This window comes from Azotobacter salinestris (assembly GCF_009363155.1).
Taxonomy (GTDB): domain Bacteria; phylum Pseudomonadota; class Gammaproteobacteria; order Pseudomonadales; family Pseudomonadaceae; genus Azotobacter; species Azotobacter salinestris.
The window spans coordinates 2,059,743-2,077,500 of the sequence record NZ_CP045302.1 but is presented as its reverse complement, the minus strand read 5'-3'; the positions used below and the strand labels follow the sequence as shown (position 1 = coordinate 2,077,500).

Annotated in this window: 13 protein-coding genes and 2 rRNA genes (1 of these 15 running past the window's edge); 5 read left to right on the top strand and 10 right to left on the bottom strand. The window is 62.7% G+C overall.

All coding sequences use genetic code 11. The annotated features are described in order from the left end of the window. Positions 1 to 2,559, top strand: a 23S ribosomal RNA gene (locus GCU53_RS09735); it begins 333 nt to the left of the window's first position. Positions 2,560 to 2,715: 156 nt separating this feature from the next. Continuing rightward, positions 2,716 to 2,831 (top strand): 5S ribosomal RNA (rrf, locus tag GCU53_RS09730). Positions 2,832 to 3,188: 357 nt separating this feature from the next. On the opposite strand, the gene GCU53_RS09725 is transcribed toward rrf, so the two are convergent. Continuing rightward, positions 3,189 to 4,082: a PA4780 family RIO1-like protein kinase gene (locus GCU53_RS09725; protein ID WP_152387435.1), complete on the bottom strand. Its 894-nt coding sequence runs from the start codon at positions 4,080 to 4,082 to the stop codon at positions 3,189 to 3,191. A gap of 384 nt (positions 4,083 to 4,466) precedes the next feature. Between GCU53_RS09725 and GCU53_RS09720 the strand changes: the two genes are divergently transcribed. Beyond that, positions 4,467 to 4,991, top strand: coding sequence for a flavodoxin (locus GCU53_RS09720; RefSeq protein ID WP_152387434.1), 525 nt, complete (start codon positions 4,467 to 4,469; stop codon positions 4,989 to 4,991). An 88-nt stretch (positions 4,992 to 5,079) separates the two neighbouring features. Here GCU53_RS09720 and GCU53_RS09715 read toward each other — a convergent pair whose 3' ends face one another. After that, positions 5,080 to 5,760 (bottom strand): thiopurine S-methyltransferase, encoded by a 681-nt coding sequence (locus tag GCU53_RS09715; RefSeq protein WP_152387433.1) that lies wholly within the window; start codon positions 5,758 to 5,760, stop codon positions 5,080 to 5,082. A gap of 421 nt (positions 5,761 to 6,181) precedes the next feature. Here GCU53_RS09715 and bioD point away from each other — a divergent pair, with 421 nt between their 5' ends. Next, a complete protein-coding gene (bioD, locus tag GCU53_RS09710; protein ID WP_152387432.1) occupies positions 6,182 to 6,877 on the top strand; it encodes a dethiobiotin synthase in 696 nt (231 codons plus the stop codon). On the opposite strand, the gene GCU53_RS09705 is transcribed toward bioD, so the two are convergent. Beyond that, a complete protein-coding gene (locus GCU53_RS09705) occupies positions 6,867 to 8,036 on the bottom strand; it encodes a zinc-dependent alcohol dehydrogenase (protein ID WP_152387431.1) in 1,170 nt (389 codons plus the stop codon). The genes bioD and GCU53_RS09705 overlap by 11 nt on opposite strands. Further along, the gene (locus GCU53_RS09700; RefSeq protein ID WP_152387430.1) at positions 8,036 to 8,827 is read right to left on the bottom strand and encodes an SRPBCC family protein; all 792 of its coding nucleotides are present in this window, start codon (positions 8,825 to 8,827) and stop codon (positions 8,036 to 8,038) included. The genes GCU53_RS09705 and GCU53_RS09700 overlap by 1 nt, the downstream gene beginning before the upstream one ends. Before the next feature lie 562 nt (positions 8,828 to 9,389). Between GCU53_RS09700 and GCU53_RS09690 the strand changes: the two genes are divergently transcribed. Next, complete coding sequence (locus tag GCU53_RS09690) at positions 9,390 to 11,195, top strand: phenylacyl-CoA dehydrogenase (RefSeq protein ID WP_152387429.1); 1,806 nt, start codon at positions 9,390 to 9,392, stop codon at positions 11,193 to 11,195. 160 nt (positions 11,196 to 11,355) lie between these two features. Here GCU53_RS09690 and ahpC read toward each other — a convergent pair whose 3' ends face one another. The 6 genes from ahpC to glnA form a co-directional block, all read right to left on the bottom strand. Next, positions 11,356 to 11,919 (bottom strand): alkyl hydroperoxide reductase subunit C, encoded by a 564-nt coding sequence (ahpC, locus tag GCU53_RS09685; protein WP_152387428.1) that lies wholly within the window; start codon positions 11,917 to 11,919, stop codon positions 11,356 to 11,358. 283 nt (positions 11,920 to 12,202) lie between these two features. Next, positions 12,203 to 13,639 (bottom strand): nitrogen regulation protein NR(I), encoded by a 1,437-nt coding sequence (gene ntrC / locus GCU53_RS09680; RefSeq protein WP_152387427.1) that lies wholly within the window; start codon positions 13,637 to 13,639, stop codon positions 12,203 to 12,205. Beyond that, positions 13,636 to 14,721 (bottom strand): nitrogen regulation protein NR(II), encoded by a 1,086-nt coding sequence (gene glnL / locus GCU53_RS09675; RefSeq protein WP_152387426.1) that lies wholly within the window; start codon positions 14,719 to 14,721, stop codon positions 13,636 to 13,638. The genes ntrC and glnL overlap by 4 nt, the downstream gene beginning before the upstream one ends. Positions 14,722 to 14,901: 180 nt before the next feature. Beyond that, a complete protein-coding gene (locus tag GCU53_RS09670; protein WP_152387425.1) occupies positions 14,902 to 15,513 on the bottom strand; it encodes a DUF4124 domain-containing protein in 612 nt (203 codons plus the stop codon). Positions 15,514 to 15,521: 8 nt separating this feature from the next. Beyond that, positions 15,522 to 16,034 (bottom strand): DUF4124 domain-containing protein, encoded by a 513-nt coding sequence (locus tag GCU53_RS09665; protein ID WP_152387424.1) that lies wholly within the window; start codon positions 16,032 to 16,034, stop codon positions 15,522 to 15,524. A gap of 142 nt (positions 16,035 to 16,176) precedes the next feature. Next, a complete protein-coding gene (glnA, locus tag GCU53_RS09660; protein ID WP_131344914.1) occupies positions 16,177 to 17,580 on the bottom strand; it encodes a glutamate--ammonia ligase in 1,404 nt (467 codons plus the stop codon). Positions 17,581 to 17,758 lie beyond the last annotated feature (178 nt).

Below are 17,758 nucleotides of genomic sequence, written 5' to 3'. Positions count from 1 at the left end.
ATACGAAAGGATCTGGCAAGTGAAATCGAGTAGGACGGCGCACGTGAAACGTTGTCTGAACATGGGGGGACCATCCTCCAAGGCTAAATACTCCTGACTGACCGATAGTGAACCAGTACCGTGAGGGAAAGGCGAAAAGAACCCCGGAGAGGGGAGTGAAATAGAACCTGAAACCGTATGCGTACAAGCAGTGGGAGCCCACGTTGTTGGGTGACTGCGTACCTTTTGTATAATGGGTCAGCGACTTATATTCAGTGGCAAGCTTAACCGAATAGGGGAGGCGTAGCGAAAGCGAGTCTTAATAGGGCGTCTAGTCGCTGGGTATAGACCCGAAACCGGGCGATCTATCCATGAGCAGGTTGAAGGTTAGGTAACACTGACTGGAGGACCGAACCGACTCCCGTTGAAAAGGTAGCGGATGACTTGTGGATCGGAGTGAAAGGCTAATCAAGCTCGGAGATAGCTGGTTCTCCTCGAAAGCTATTTAGGTAGCGCCTCGTGTATCACTGCTGGGGGTAGAGCACTGTTTCGGCTAGGGGGTCATCCCGACTTACCAAACCGATGCAAACTCCGAATACCGGCAAGTGTCAGCACGGGAGACACACGGCGGGTGCTAACGTCCGTCGTGAAAAGGGAAACAACCCAGACCGTCAGCTAAGGTCCCAAAGTCCTGGTTAAGTGGGAAACGATGTGGGAAGGCTTAGACAGCTAGGAGGTTGGCTTAGAAGCAGCCACCCTTTAAAGAAAGCGTAATAGCTCACTAGTCGAGTCGGCCTGCGCGGAAGATGTAACGGGGCTCAAACCAGGCACCGAAGCTACGGGTGCATCGCAAGATGCGCGGTAGAGGAGCGTTCTGTAAGCCTGTGAAGGTCAGTCGAGAGGCTGGCTGGAGGTATCAGAAGTGCGAATGCTGACATGAGTAACGACAATGGGTGTGAAAAACACCCACGCCGAAAGACCAAGGGTTCCTGCGCAACGTTAATCGACGCAGGGTGAGTCGACCCCTAAGGCGAGGCTGAAGAGCGTAGTCGATGGGAAACGGGTTAATATTCCCGTACTTCTGGTTACTGCGATGGGGGGACGGAGAAGGCTAGGCCAGCTTGGCGTTGGTTGTCCAAGTTTAAGGTGGTAGGCCGATCACTCAGGCAAATCCGGGTGGTCAAGGCCGAGAGCTGATGACGAGCCTTCTTTTACGAAGGCGAAGTGGTTGATGCCCTGCTTCCAGGAAAAGCCTCTAAGCTTCAGGTAACCAGGAATCGTACCCCAAACCGACACAGGTGGTCGGGTAGAGAATACCAAGGCGCTTGAGAGAACTCGGGTGAAGGAACTAGGCAAAATGGCACCGTAACTTCGGGAGAAGGTGCGCCGGTGAGGGTGAAGGATTTACTCCGTAAGCCCATGCCGGTCGAAGATACCAGGCCGCTGCGACTGTTTATTAAAAACACAGCACTCTGCAAACACGAAAGTGGACGTATAGGGTGTGACGCCTGCCCGGTGCCGGAAGGTTAATTGATGGGGTTAGCGCAAGCGAAGCTCTTGATCGAAGCCCCGGTAAACGGCGGCCGTAACTATAACGGTCCTAAGGTAGCGAAATTCCTTGTCGGGTAAGTTCCGACCTGCACGAATGGCGTAACGATGGCGGCGCTGTCTCCACCCGAGACTCAGTGAAATTGAAATCGCTGTGAAGATGCAGTGTATCCGCGGCTAGACGGAAAGACCCCGTGAACCTTTACTGTAGCTTTGCACTGGACTTTGAGCCTGCTTGTGTAGGATAGGTGGGAGGCTTTGAAGTGGGGACGCTAGTTCCCATGGAGCCATCCTTGAAATACCACCCTGGCATGCTTGAGGTTCTAACTCTGGTCCGTCATCCGGATCGAGGACAGTGTATGGTGGGCAGTTTGACTGGGGCGGTCTCCTCCCAAAGAGTAACGGAGGAGTACGAAGGTGCGCTCAGACCGGTCGGAAATCGGTCGCAGAGTATAAAGGCAAAAGCGCGCTTGACTGCGAGACAGACACGTCGAGCAGGTACGAAAGTAGGTCTTAGTGATCCGGTGGTTCTGTATGGAAGGGCCATCGCTCAACGGATAAAAGGTACTCCGGGGATAACAGGCTGATACCGCCCAAGAGTTCATATCGACGGCGGTGTTTGGCACCTCGATGTCGGCTCATCACATCCTGGGGCTGAAGCCGGTCCCAAGGGTATGGCTGTTCGCCATTTAAAGTGGTACGCGAGCTGGGTTTAGAACGTCGTGAGACAGTTCGGTCCCTATCTGCCGTGGACGTTTGAGATTTGAGAGGGGCTGACCTTAGTACGAGAGGACCGGGTTGGACGAACCTCTGGTGTTCCGGTTGTCACGCCAGTGGCACTGCCGGGTAGCTATGTTCGGAAAAGATAACCGCTGAAAGCATCTAAGCGGGAAACTTGCCTCAAGATGAGATCTCACTGGAGCATCGAGCTCCCTGAAGGGCCGTCGAAGACTACGACGTTGATAGGTGGGGTGTGTAAGCGCTGTGAGGCGTTGAGCTAACCCATACTAATTGCCCGTGAGGCTTGACCATATAACACCCAAACAATCTGCACGCAGCACGCTGCGGCAGCGGGTGGGGTCGAAGCCGACAGAACCGAAGATTCGCCTGAACCGCAAGAGCACCGCGACACCGATATCACATGCCCGATACGGGAGGGCGCCGCACAGCGACCTCCCCACCGAATTGCTTGACGACCATAGAGCGTTGGAACCACCTGATCCCATCCCGAACTCAGCAGTGAAACGACGCATCGCCGATGGTAGTGTGGGGCTTCCCCATGCGAGAGTAGGTCATCGTCAAGCGCCCTTTCCGAACCCCCGAGCCGTCATCCGGCTCGGGGGTTCTTGCTTGCGCCCCCGGACGCCCCGGCGGCGGGTCGGGGGGCGGCACAAGGCTTCTAGGTGTTTGAGATCCCGCAGTGTGGTGGCATGCTCGACATTCACCATTACAGGGTCGTCATGGGGCAGATACCTCATGGCTGCACCACGACCACTCATGCCATCCGAACTGTAATACAGTGATCGCAAGCTTCAATCCAGGCGCCGGGCTCGACGTATGGGCATGACCCGTCAACAGGGGTGCCGAAGATGATGCATCGGCCATGGTCGGAGAGAAAGCGACGTGTGGGTTGCCCTCTCCTTATGTGTGACGGTCTGCGTTCAACTGCGTAGCCACGGTGGTGTCGGTTCCTCGCGCTGTACCGGCGCATCTTCCGCTTCGCGTACTGCCTTGCGGCGAGCCTCGTCGGCCAGAGCGGCGTTGATCTCGCGCATCACAGCCCAGACGTCGGCTTCTTCCTCCTGCTCTTCGAAGGTACCGGTCAGCATGCTGTTCGGGGTCAGCTTGCCGGCCTCGTACAGGGCCCACATCTCCCGGGCATGCTGGCATTTGAGCAATTCGGGAGCGAAGTGGCCGAAATAGGCATTCATGTTGGCGACATCACGATCAAGCATGCTCAGCGCATGATTGTTGCCCGCCGCGTCCACCGCCTGCGGCAGATCGATTACCACCGGCCCGTCCGGGCCGAGAAGCACGTTGAATTCCGATAAGTCGCCATGCACCAGGCCGGCGCAGAGCATCAGCACCACTTGGCGGATCATGAAGGCGTGGTATGCGCGGGCCTGCTCAGGCGTCAGGTTGATATCGTTCAGGCGCGGCGCTGCATCGCCGTCGTCACCGGTGACCATTTCCATCAGCAGTACGCCGTCGAGGAAGGCATAGGGTTTGGGCACGCGCACGCCAGCTTTATCCAGACGGTAGAGCGCGGCCACTTCGGCGTTCTGCCAAGCCTCCTCCTGCTCCTTGCGCCCGTGCTTGCTGCCCTTGGCCATGGCCCGCGCATCGCGGCTGTTGCGCACCTTGCGGCCCTCCCGGTATTCGGCGGCCTGGCGGAAGCTGCGCTTGCTGGCATCCTTGTAGACCTTGGCGCAGCGCAGCTCGCGGCCGCAGCGCACCACGTACACGGCCGCTTCCTTGCCGCTCATCAGCGGGCGCAGGACTTCGTCGATCAGGCCATCCTTGATCAGGGGCTCAAGGCGTTTGGGTGTCTTCATCGGTTTTCGTATAGCTCGCTCTGGCTCGAAAAAATCCGGCCGCCTTATACGACAATCGGCCGGTACACTGCAGCAGCTTATCCACTGCCGTCTTCTATCCCGCTTGACGGCAGAGAGGGCCTCGGCCGGCACACCGAAACACCCGGACAGGGGGTTGACGGAGAGTGTTTGGTAACTTGATAATCATTCCTATTTGTGGGGTTTTTCTGATGAGAGCCCGGTGTTCTGCTGGCCCCGCTCTTCTCGAAGGCTGCACCAGCCAAGGTGATTGAGGCGCCAATTCCGGCTTTGCGGCGCCGCTCGGCCTGGGCGAGATTAACGAATTCCTGTTCGGTTTTGGCAATACACACCATTGATTGTTTTATTTACGAAGGAAACACAGGTATGTCACGCATCGGTATCTTCTATGGCAGCTCCTCCGGCGTCACTGGAAAAGTGGCTGAAAAGCTTGCCGGGCTCTTGGGCGAGGATCGCTGTGATCTCTACAACATGGAAGAAGACTTCGTCGACTTCGACGACATGCTGAAGTATGACCACCTGCTGTTCGGCTGTTCCACCTGGGGCTCGGGCGAAGTGCAGAATGACTGGCGCGATCCGCTGCTGGACTTAGATAATGAAAAGCCCGATTTTTCGGGCAAGACCATTGCCCTGTTCGGTGCTGGTGATTATGTCTCCCACGGCGAGCAGTTCGTGAGTGCACTGGGCATTCTTTACGACAAGTTCAAGGCGCGTGGCGCCACCTTGGTCGGCAGCTTTCCGACCGATGGCTACACCTACGAGTATTCCTTCGCCGTGCGCGACGGTAAGTTCGTGGGCCTGCCGTTCGACAAGATCAACGAGGCGGACAAGACCGACGAGCGCCTCGAGCGCTGGGTGACCGTGCTGCAGGAGGAGTTTCTGTCGGCCTGATCGCACAGCCTGATGGTGCAGGAGAGGCGGGCGCAGCAGCGTGATTCGAAGTACTCCACACTTCGATCTCCGGCGCCCTGTCGATCCGCTATCTAGCGTCCGCCCTGCCGGAGAGTCGATACACCTTGTATTCGGCGCGTCTTGGGGGGCATTTTGGCGTCTGCGGATCGGTCTCGAACACGCTTTCGACATGCTCCAGCCTGATCTCGAACCCTTCTGAATAAAGGGCCGTGAGCTCCTCATCCACGCCCAAGGCCTGCTCTAAAGGCAGGTCCTCCTCCGCGTCCTCGATGGTCAGCAGAAAGACGCCGGTGTTGGCCGGCACTATTCTTCGCAGGTGAGCCACGTAGAGTCGGCGGATGTCTTCCGGCAGAGCGGTGAGCGCCGCCCGGTCGTACACCGTGTCGATCTGCCCCAGGTCCCCCTTGTCCAGCGCGAAGTAATCTCCGCAGAGGATACCGATTCGGCCGTGCTCCCACAGGGTGAAGTCGCCCATCCGCCGTCGAGATGGCTGCAGGCGGTTCTCCTGGAAGAAGGCCCGGACGGCGACGGGACTCAGCTCGACGCCGATGACTTCATGGCCCTGCTCGGCAAGCCAGATCATATCCAGACTCTTGCCGCAGAGGGGGACGAATACCCGGCTGCCCAGGGGGCGCGCGAGGTCGGGCCAAAACCTGGCCAGGTAGCGATTCACCGTCTTCTGGTGGAAGTCGTCGGTTCGCCGGTCGCGCCAGAGTCGCAGCCAGAGGGGATTGTCGCGGCTGCTCATGAGGATTTCGGTCCTGCCGGCACCGCCTCCGTGTGGAGGGTAGTGTGTGACCACGGAGGCGAAGCCGGGCGGAATGGCCGGCATCTGTGGCCGACGATGGCAATGGCATGCGTGTGACAGGGAGGCATGGCGCTTTCTTCTTGAGGATGGAGCGTGGTGCATCAGGAAAATGTTCTGATCGAGGAGCACGGACTTCCACAGAAGAGGATGCGGATCGAAAAGACACTCGCGGAGACCGCGCCCGGAGTCGAAGCCGGGGGAGTCATGCCGGGACAGTAGCACGACCGGCCCCTCTCGGGAGAGCCGCAGGCCGGCGATGGCGTACCCTCGGTCGGTTGCCCGGTGCTGGCATCGTTGGGCATTGGTGTTGGGGCTGCTCCATGCGGCCATCTATTTTTCGAGCGATTAGGAGCATATAGACGTGAGCGCCGCCTTCTTCATCGCCGGCACCGACACCGATGCCGGCAAGACTACCGTGGCCTGCGGCCTGTTGCATGCCGCCCGGCAGAGGGGACTGTCCACCGCCGCGGCCAAGCCGGTGGCCTCTGGCTGCAAGGCCACACCCGAAGGGCTGCGCAACGGCGATGCCCTGGCCTTGCTCGGCGAGTGTTCAGTGGCGCTGGACTATGCCGAAGTCAATCCGGTCGCCTTCGCTCCGGCCATTGCCCCGCATCTGGCCGCATGTGAGGTCGGCATCGAGCTGACGGTGAAGACCCTCCTCCCGCCGGTACGCCAGGTATTGGCGTATGGCGCCGACCTCACTCTGGTGGAGGGCGCCGGCGGCTGGCGAGTGCCTCTGTCAGGGCGCGAAAACCTGTCCGATCTGGCGGTGGCCCTCGGTCTGCCGGTGATTCTGGTGGTTGGCGTGCGCCTGGGCTGCATCAATCATGCGTTGCTGAGCGCCGAGGCGATCGTCCGCGACGGCCTGCCGCTGGTCGGCTGGGTGGCCAATGTGATCGATCCGCACACCGCGCGTCTCGACGAGAACCTTGCGACCCTCGCCGAACGTCTGCTGGCGCCCTGCCTGGGACAGGTCCCCCAGTTGCACGCGGCCACGCCTGCGGCCGTGGCCCGACATCTCGATCTTGCGCCGCTCGGGCTGCCATTCAGGGCATGAATACCGCACGCAGGCAGTTCTGCTCCTTGTGTTTGAACAGGCGGTAACCTTCCGGGCCTTCCTCCAGGCTCATCGGATGGGTCAGCAGGTAGCTCGGGTCCAGCAGGTCCGCCAGGATGTACTGGAACAGTCGCTCGGCATAGCGCTGGCCGGCCTGCTGGCCGGCGCGCAGCGTCAATGCCTTGTTGACGATCGCACCCATGGGAAACTTGTCGAGCAGTCCGCCGTAGACCCCCAGCACCGACACCGTACCGCCCTTGCGGCAGCTGTGGATGGCCTGGCGCAGGGCTTCGCCGCGCTCGGTGTGCAGGCGCAGCTGCTGCTTGACCTTGTCGTAGGCGTACTCGATGCCGGTGCCGTGGGCCTCCATGCCGACGCACTCGATGCAGCGGTCCGGGCCGCGCCCGCCGGTCAGCTCCAGCAGGGCCTCGTGCACATCGGTAGTTTCGTAGTTGAGGGGGAGGGCGTGGGCCTTGCGCTCGGCCAGCTCCAGGCGATCGGTGAAACGGTCGATGGCGATCACCCGTTCCGCGCCGAGCAGGTAGGCACTGCGGACGGCCATCTGGCCGACACCCCCACACCCCCATACGGCTACGGTATCGCCGCGCTGGATGTTCGCCTGATCGGCGCCGAAGAAGCCGGTCGGGGCGGCGTCCGAGACGAACACGGCCTGCTCGTTGGTAATGCCTTCCGGCACCTTGAACAGGTTCACCTCGGCGTAGGGCACCCGGACGTAGGTGGCGTGGCTGCCTGCGTAACCGCCGAAGGCATGGCTGTAGCCGAATATAGCGGCGCAGGTGTAGCCGTAGGCCAGCTCGGTCTGAGGGCTGTTCGGATTGGAGTTGTCGCAGCAGTTGAAGTCGTTCCGGCTGCAATAGGCACATTCGCCACAGCCGATGATGGAGATGGCGATCACCCGATCGCCCTTGGCGAAGGCGCTGACCGCCGAGCCGGTTTCCACCACCTCGCCGAGAAATTCATGGCCGATGACGTCACCAGGCTGCATGGTCGGCACGTAACCGCCGAGCAGGTGCAGGTCCGAGCCGCATACCGAGGACATGACGACCCTGACGATCGCATCCTTCGGATTGACGATGGAGGGATCGGGAACGGTTTCGACGCTGAGGCGGTTCGGGGCTTGCCAGGTCAGGGCGCGCATCAGTGGATACCTTGCTCGGCAGTGGGGGGAACTGGCTGGAGCGTTTCGACTCTGGCGTCCCGGGTCATGCGGCTGGTGGCAATCTCGCCGGTTTCCATGAGCTGCTTGAGGCGACGCAGGTCCTGAGCGGTCTTGAAGGCCGGCAACTGGTCGAGCAGCCCGGCCAGCGCATGTCCTACACGACCAGCCGGCGGCTCGTAGGCGATCAGCGCCTGGATCTCGGTGCCCTGTTCATCCGGGGCATCCCGGAAAGTCACCCGGCCGAGGTTGCGGATCGGCGCGTTGGCCTCCGACTCCCAGGCCAGACGTTCGCCCGGCAAGTCCTCGGTGAGATGGGTGGTCCATTCCAGCGTCTTGCCCATCGGCAATCTGGCCACCCAGCGGACGCGCGCCCCAGGCAGGACTTCGATGTGCTCGAGAAAGGTCATGAAGGTCGGCAGGTTGTTGAAGTCGCGCCAGTAGCGGTACAGCTCCTCGCGCGGGCGATTGATGGTGATGCTGCGCGCCAGGGCCTTGGCGCTGCGCCAATGGGTGTCTTCGATCAGCTGCTGTTCGAGCGGGCTCGGCTGCATGGCGGCCTTCAGGGCACAGCGACCGCTCAGCCCGCGCACCAGAGCCAGACCACCGAGGATTACTTGCAGGCCGCCGCCAAGGCCACCGCGGCGCAGCCCCTTGCCGATCAGCAGGCTGCCGCCGGCCAGCGAGGCGGCTCGCTCCAGGCCCTGGACATTGGCCTGGTGCAGCCGTTCGGGCGGGATACGCTCGGCAGCGAGAGGGGGATGCGGGTTCATGGCGCCTCCTGAGACATCCGGTCTTTCCAAGAGGACTGCCCGGCCCTGCGGACGTTCCCGCGGGCGGACGAGCGTGAATGCTCTGCGTCGGTCGTAAGGGGCCGGCCGTTTCGCCAGTGCGGTGCTGCCTGACAGGCACAGGCTAGGGTCTGTTGACGTTTTGGCGTGAGCCGCGTTGCCGCGTCAAATGCCGCCAGGCCGGGCCGCGTTCGGCAAGGCGCGGGTCGCCGGCAATGGTCATTCCCTTGCCAAGACCCGCAACGCCGCATGGCGGCATTTGCCGTGCAACCTCGGCGGCCCCACCCGCAGGGACGGGGCCCGTTTGGCGCAGCACGGCGTCGCTCGTCGTTCATTTGGAATGACCAAACTTCTCTCCTCGCTCCTTGTTCTGCGCCAAACGGGCCGCTGTCGCGGCCTACGTCAAAACGTCAACAGACCCTAAGATATGTATGTAAGAACAATACGTGTAATGATGAGGGCAGAGGCTTCTGCGGGGACAGGGGTTGTCTTCCGCGACCGCAGAGCTGTCCATGCCCTTGATCCGAGCCGCCGAGGTATCGTCATGCCCGACTACAAGGCCCCCTTGCGGGATATCCGTTTCGTTCGCGATGAATTGCTCGACTACCCGGCCCACTACCGGAGCCTGCCTGGTGGTGCAGATGCCACGCCCGATGTGGTGGATGCCATCCTCGAGGAGGGCGCACGTTTCTGCGAAGAGGTGATCGCACAGCTCAACCGGGTGGGTGATATCGAGGGCTGCCAATGGAGCGAGGCGGGGGTGAAAACCCCGAGCGGCTTCAGAGAGGCCTATCGGCGTTTCGTCGAGGGCGGCTGGCCGAGCCTGGCGCATGCCGTCGAGCATGGCGGTCAGGGCTTGCCGGAATCCCTCGACATTGCCATCACCGAGATGATCGGCGAGGCCAACTGGGCTTGGGGCATGTACCCGGGGCTGGCTCAGGGGGCGATGAACACCCTGTCGGCCCACGGTACCGAGGAGCAGAAGGCGACCTACCTGACCAAGCTGGTGTCCGGCGAATGGACCGGCACCATGTGCCTGACCGAGCCGCATTGCGGCACCGACCTGGGCCTGCTGCGCACCCGTGCCGAGCCGCAGACCGACGGCAGCTACCGGGTCAGTGGCACGAAGATCTTCATCTCCGCCGGCGAGCATGACCTGGCGGAGAACATCGTGCACATCGTGCTGGCCCGTCTGCCCGACGCGCCGCCCGGGACCAAGGGCATCTCGCTGTTCATCGTGCCGAAGTTCCTGCCGGGAGCCGATGGCGGGCTGGGTGCGCGCAACCAGGTGTCCTGCGGTTCGATCGAGCACAAGATGGGTATCCACGGCAACGCCACCTGCGTGATGAACTTCGACGGTGCTACCGGCTTTCTCATCGGCCCACCGAACAAGGGCCTCAACTGCATGTTCACCTTCATGAACACCGCGCGCCTGGGCACTGCGCTGCAGGGGCTGGCGCATGCCGAGGTAGCCTTCCAGGGCGCGATCCGCTACGCCCGCGAGCGCCTGCAGATGCGCGCCCTGAGCGGCCCGAAGGCGCCGGAGCTGCCGGCCGACCCGATCATCGTGCACCCCGACGTGCGACGCATGCTGCTCACCATCAAGGCCTTCGCCGAGGGCAACCGGGCGCTACTGCACTTCTCGGCCAAGCAGGTGGACATCGCCCGCTACAGCCAGGACGCCGCATCGCGGGCGGCGGCCGACCTGCTGCTGGGCTTCCTCACGCCGATCGCCAAGGCCTTCATGACCGAGACCGGCTTCGAGGCCGCCAGCCTCGGCCTGCAGGTCTATGGCGGACATGGCTACATCCGCGAGTGGGGCATGGAGCAGAACCTGCGCGACAGCCGCATCGCCATGCTCTACGAGGGCACCACCGGCGTGCAGGCGCTGGACCTGCTCGGGCGCAAGGTGCTGATGACCCAGGGCGAGTCGCTCAAGGCCTTCACCAAGATCGTGCACAAGTTCTGCAAGGCCCACGCCGAGGACGAGGGGCTCAAGGCCTTCGTCGAGCCGCTGGACCGGCTGAACAAGGAGTGGGGCGAGATCACCCTGCAGATCGGCATGCAGGCCATGCAGGATCGCGAGGAGGTGGGAGCCGCCGCGGTCGACTACCTGATGTATTCCGGCTATGCCTGCCTAGCCTACTTCTGGGCCGACATGGCGCGTTTGGCGCAGGAAAAGCTGGCTGCCGGAACGGGTGAGGAGGCCTTCTACCGTGCCAAGCTGCAGACCGCGCGCTTCTACTTCACGCGGATCCTGCCACGTACCCGCAGCCATGTGGAGGCCATGCTCAGCGGCGCCGGCCCGCTGATGGAAATGGCGGCGGAGGAGTTCGACTTGGGGTATTGAGGGCGTAAACCATGGTGGAAAACGCTGGCGCGGTTTCCCACCCTACGGCCGCCAAGCCGCCCGTCTGTAATGAAAAACGCCCGGCGCGCAGCGCGACCGGGCGTTTTCTTATGCGGCAGGGAGCCGGTTGCGGCCCCGTGGCGCGGTGGTCTGGGGCGACTTAGATCTTGCCGACCAGATCCAGCGACGGCTTCAGGGTGCCTTCGCCTTCCTTCCACTTGGCCGGGCAGACTTCGCCCGGGTGGGCGGCAACGTACTGGGCAGCCTTGATCTTGCGCAGCAGTTCGTTGGCGTCACGGCCGACGTTGCCGGCGTTCAGCTCGATGATCTGGATTTTGCCCTGCGGGTCGAGGACGAAGGTGCCGCGCTCGGCCAGGCCGGCTTCTTCGATCAGCACTTCGAAGTTGCGGGAGATGGCCAGAGTCGGATCGCCGATCATCGGGAACTGCAGCTTCTTGACGGTTTCGGAGCTGTCGTGCCAAGCCTTGTGGGTGAAGTGGGTGTCGGTGGACACGGCGTAGATTTCAACGCCCAGCTTCTGGAATTCGGCGTAGTTGTCGGCCAGATCGCCCAGTTCGGTCGGGCAGATGAAGGTGAAGTCGGCCGGGTAGAAGAAGAATACGGACCACTTTCCTTTCAGATCGGCTTCGGTGACGTCGATGAACTTGCCGTTGTGGTAGGCGGTGGCTTTGAACGGCTTGACTTCAGTGTTGATCAGAGACATCTGCGAACTCCTTTTTGTGGATGGGGAAATCAGGGGCGATGTTACGCGATCCCGGGAAAAACCTTCATTGATTGACCGCATAGGGTTCATTGTCCCGGTCAATCGAAGATTCGGGCGATTGCATGCGCCGAACAGCCGATATGGGGCCGGCCGCTGCACGATACAACCCCGGCATGTCGAAAAGATTGTTTTCGCAGAGCTTTGGCCCATGCGGCGGCATGCGTGCCGTGGTCCGAATGAAAAAGGCCCGCACAAGGCGGGCCGGAAGATGAAGGATGGGGGGTCAGCTCTCGTCGCCGTCTTCCTCGTCGCTGCCGCCGACGTTCATGCCGAGCTCCTTGATCTTGCGCGTCAGGGTGTTGCGCCCCCAGCCGAGCAGCAGGGCGGCGTCGCGGCGGCGTCCGGCGGTGTGCTTGAGCACGCTCTCGATCATCACCCGCTCGAAGGCCGGTACGGCGATGTCCAGCAGGTTCGACTGGCCGCGGGCCAGGGCCTGGTCGGTCCACTGGCGCAGGGCCTGTTCCCAGTTGTTGGCCGGCGCATTCTCCTGGGTATGGCTGAGCAGCTCCGGCGGCAGGTCGTCGATGTGCACCTCGCGCCCCGAGGCCATCACCGTGATCCAGCGGCAGGTGTTCTCCAGCTGGCGCACGTTGCCGGGCCAGGGCAGGTTGCTCAGGTATTCCTCGGTTTCCGGCTTGAGCGTCTTGGGCTCGACCGCCAGCTCCACGGCCGCGCGGTTGAGGAAGTGCCGGGTCAGTGCGGGGATATCGGCACGGCGGTCGGAGAGGCGCGGGATGTGGATGCGGATGACGTTCAGGCGATGGAACAGGTCCTCGCGGAACTTGCCGGCCTGCACCAGGTTTTCCAGATTCTGGTGGGTGGCGGCGATGATCCGCACATCGACCTTGACCGGCGTGTGGCCGCCGACCCGATAGAACTCGCCGTCGGCCAGCACGCGCAGCAGGCGGGTCTGGGTGTCGGCCGGCATGTCGCCGATCTCGTCGAGAAACAGGGTTCCGCCGTCGGCCTGCTCGAAGCGTCCACGGCGCAGGCTGGCGGCGCCGGTGAAGGCGCCTTTCTCGTGGCCGAACAGTTCGGACTCCATCAGGTCCTTCGGGATGGCCGCCATGTTCAGTGCGATGAACGGCGCCTTGGCGCGCGGGCTGTGGCGGTGCAGGGCATGGGCGACCAGCTCCTTGCCGGTGCCGGACTCGCCGTTGATCAACACGGTGATGTTGGAGTGGGAGAGACGGCCGATGGCGCGGAACACCTCCTGCATCGCCGGCGCCTCGCCGATGATTTCCGGGGTGTTCGCCTGGACGGTCGGCACTTCCAGTCCCTGCTGCTCCTGGGCATGCAGGTTGGCGCGCTTGATCAGCGACACCGCCTCGTCGACGTCGAACGGCTTGGGCAGGTACTCGAAGGCGCCGCCCTGGTACGAGGCCACCGCGCTGTCCAGGTCGGAGTGCGCGGTCATGATGATCACCGGCAGACGCGGGTAGTGCTCGCGGATCTGCGCCAGCAGGTCGAGGCCGCTGGCGCCGGGCATGCGAATATCGGAGATGATCACGTCCGGCTGCTGGCGGGACAGGCGGTTGAGCACGCCGTCCGCGCTGTCGAAGCTCTGGGTGGTCATGCCTTCCTGCTGCAGGGCCTTTTCCAGGACCCAACGGATGGAGCGGTCGTCGTCGACGATCCACACGGTTTCGCTTCGGCTCATGAAGATGAGGCTCCTAGATCCAGCGGCAGATAGATCGAGAAGCGGGTATGGCCGGGATGGCTCTCGCATTCGATCAGGCCCTGGTGCTGGCTGATGATGTTCTGGGTAATGGCCAGGCCCAGTCCGGTACCGTCCGGACGGCCGCTGACCATGGGATAGAACATGGTTTCCTGTAGTTCGGCGGGGATGCCGGGGCCGTTGTCGATGATCTCCACCTGGCAGACCAGGCGATGGCGAACGTGGCCGATGGTGAACTGGCGCAGGGTGCGGGTGCGCAGCTGGATGCGGCCGAGGCGCAGATCGCTCTGGCCGGTCAGCGCCTGCATGGCATTGCGCGCGATGTTGAGCACCGCCTGGATCATCTGCTCGCGGTCGATCAAGAGCTCCGGGATGCTCGGGTCGTAGTCGCGCACCAGCACGATGCGCCCCTCGCTTTCCGCCATCACCAGGCTGCAGACCCGCTCCAGCACCTCGTGGATGTTGGTCATCGCCAGCGACGGCAGCTTGTTCGAGCCGAGCATGCGATCCACCAGATTGCGCAGACGGTCGGCCTCTTCGATGATGACGTTGGTGTAATCCTTCAGGGCCTCGTCCGGCAGTTCGCGGGCGAGCAGCTGCGCCGCGCCGCGGATACCGCCGAGCGGGTTCTTGATCTCGTGGGCCAGACCACGCACCAGCAGCTTGGTAGTTTCCTGCTTGGACAGCTGGGCCTCCTCCTTGGTGATCCGCAGCAGGCGGTCGCGTGGATAGACCTCCAGCAGCAGTAGGGTCTGCCCCTGGTTGATGACCGGGGTCACCGCGTAATCCACCGTCTGGGTCTTGCCGGTCAGCGAAGTGAGCTGGGCCTCGCGCTTGGTGAACGGGTGCGCCTCGGCCACGGCCTGGCGCAGGGAGATCAGGGCTTCGGGGGACTCGGTGAAGAGTTCGCTGATGAATTGTCCGTGACTGCGCTGGCCGCTGACGGCCAGCAGCATTTCCGCGGCCGGGTTCATGTACTCCAGGCGCAGCTCGCCGTCGAGCAGGATGGTGGCGGTGGTCAGGTTGTCCAGCAGCAGGCGGTGCAGGTTGTCGTTATCAGGCATTGGCTGGTTTACCAGGGCTCCGGCGTCGGGTCGGCAAATGCAAAAAATGCACCGGAATTTCAGGGAGGCGAGAAAGCGTGCTCCATGCCGACTTTTGGCGCGCCTCGCGGACAGGAGATGATCCAATATGGGGACAGTATAGAAGGGTAGGCTGTAAGTTGCCCCAAAACAGGGCGGGATTCACAGGACGGGCACGTAGGGGATGTCCCGCTTCTGGGCTGGCTTGTCCTTCAGCGGACACTCGGGACGCACCCCGTAATCGGCGAGCTGGCAGGGGCTGGCCAGGCGCTTCTGGATCAGCGAGGGGCGCTTCACGTGCACGGCCTGCTCGGGGCTGCTCTCCAGAGGGCGGCCTTCGGCATCGAGGATTTCCACGACCAGCAGATGGGTGCCGCGTTCCAGGCTGTCCAGGAAAAAGACCGGTTCCGCCCCGCCCGGACCGGCCGGCGTACCGTCGAGGCGCAGCCGGTAGCGGTGGCCGGGATGCAGGGCGGGCTCGCTGGCAGCCGTCACCGTCAGTACGCTGGCGTCGCGCAGGGTGGCATCGGGCTCCGGATCGACAATGCGCAGCCAGCGATAGCCGGGCTTCTTCGTCCGGGGGGCGGAATTTTCCCGTGTGGGCTGTGCCGTCGGCACAGCGGACATGCTGTTGGTCGGGTTCAGGCGGATCGCCGGCGCGTCGCCCCGGGGCTGGTCGGTGAAGACCCGATTGCCCTGCTCGTCGACATGGCTGTAGATCTCGGCCGGCGCCGGAAAGGCGAGCAGGGCCAGGCAGAGGGGAAGGATTCGCATGGAGTCGTCTATCTGCGCCGATGGACCCGCTGGACGGTGAACACGAGCGGAGCGCTCTGCTGAAGGGAGCGGTCGCCGGCGAGCACTTCCACTGCCAGGCTGTGTTCGCCGCGATCGACGTTGACCAGTTGCAGGCGGGTGGCCCTGCCGGGCTGTCCGTAGGGCTGGCCGTCCAGCAGCAGGCGCAGGCTGTGGCCGGGGCGCAGCATGGGCTCGATGGCCACGTCGACACTGAGGCTGCCGTTGTTGGCACGCAGGGATTCGCCGTCCGGAATGCCGGTCAGCTCGAGGCGGCTATAGCGGGCCTCTGCCGCTTGCTCCTTGCGTTTGGCCGCGTCCGCCGGGTCGGGAGGGGGCGGGGTGACGATGCTGGGCGCCGGCAACTCGACCTTTTCCGCGGCCACGCCCTCGGGTGGCTGGTTGCTGAAGACAGGGTTGCCGTTGGCATCGAGGTACTTGTAGATCTCCGCGCCGGCTGGAAGGGCCAGCAGCAGAAGCAGGCCGGGCAATATGCTGCGCATGGGAGAGGGCTTCCGCGAAACTCGTTGGATGAAGCCTTGCACTGCTGCTGTGGGCTGGCAAGTCCGGGGATATCGGAGCGTTACGGCGATCACTCAAAAAGAAAGGCCTCCCGAGGGAGGCCTTCCAATGCTGCCGGCTGGCTTAGACGCTGTAGTACAGGTCGTATTCCAGCGGGTGCACGAAGGTGCGCACCTTGATCTCTTCCTCGGACTTCAGCTCGATGTAGGCATCGATGAAGTCGTCGGAGAAGACGCCGCCCTTGGTCAGGAAGGCGCGGCCCTTGTCCAGCTCTTCCAGGGCTTCCTTCAGGCTGCCGCATACCTGCGGGATTTCCTTGGCCTCTTCCGGCGGCAGGTCGTACAGGTTCTTGTCGGCGGCATCGCCGGGGTGGATCTTGTTCTGGATGCCGTCCAGACCGGCCATCAGCAGAGCGGCGAAGGCCAGGTAGGGGTTGGCCGCCGGGTCCGGGAAGCGCGCCTCGATGCGGCGGGCTTTCGGGCTGTTGACGTAGGGGATGCGGATGGAGGCGGAACGGTTACGGGCCGAGTAGGCCAGCATGACCGGGGCTTCGAAGCCCGGGACCAGACGCTTGTAGGAGTTGGTCGACGGGTTGGTGAAGCCGTTCAGCGCCTTGCCGTGCTTGATGATGCCGCCGATGAAGTACAGGGCGGTCTCGGACAGGCCGGCATAGCCTTCGCCAGCGAAGGTGTTCTTTCCGTCTTTGGCGATGGAGATGTGCACGTGCATGCCCGAACCGTTGTCGCCGTACAGCGGCTTCGGCATGAAGGTCACGGTCTTGCCGTAGGCGTCGGCGACGTTGTGCACGCAGTACTTCAGGGTCTGCACTTCGTCGGCCTTGGCCACCAGGGTGTTGAAGCTGACGCCGATCTCGTTCTGGCCGGCGGTGGCCACTTCGTGGTGGTGCACTTCGACCTTCAGGCCCATCTCTTCGAGGGCGTTGCACATGGCGGTGCGGATTTCGTGGTCATGATCGACCGGCGGAACCGGGAAGTAGCCGCCCTTGACGCCCGGACGGTGACCCTTGTTGCCGTTCTCGATGTCGGCGTCGGTGTTCCAGGAGGCCTGCTCGGAGAAGATCTTGAACATGGAGCCGGAGATGTCGGACTTGAACTTCACTTCGTCGAAGATGAAGAACTCGGGCTCCGGACCGAAGAAGGCGGTGTCGCCGATGCCGGTGGACTTCAGGTATTCCTCGGCGCGACGGGCGATGGCGCGCGGGTCGCGATCGTAGCCCTGCATGGTCGAAGGCTCGATGATGTCGCAGACGATGATCAGGGTCGGCTCTTCGGTGAACGGATCCAGCACGGCGGTGCTGTCGTCCGGCATCAGGATCATGTCGGAAGCTTCGATGCCTTTCCAGCCGGCGATGGAGGAGCCGTCGAACATCTTGCCGTATTCGAAGAAGTCGTCGTCCACGTCACGCGCCGGCATGGTTACGTGTTGCTGCTTGCCTTTGGTGTCGGTGAAGCGCAGATCAATCCACTTCACGTCATGTTCTTTGATCAGTTGAAGCGACTTCGACATGTTGTCCTCCAGGTGGAGAGAGCCTCGAAAAGGCCCTCGGGGAATTCGGGTAAAACCGGGCGGCGATCATCCGCCAAGGCAAGTCGCGCCACAAGAGAGCAAGTTTCATGCCACTGCTCGGGAGGTAAGAAAGGGCTCTCGGCCAGACCTGCCATTCCGGTGCCGGCTATTGTGGCGG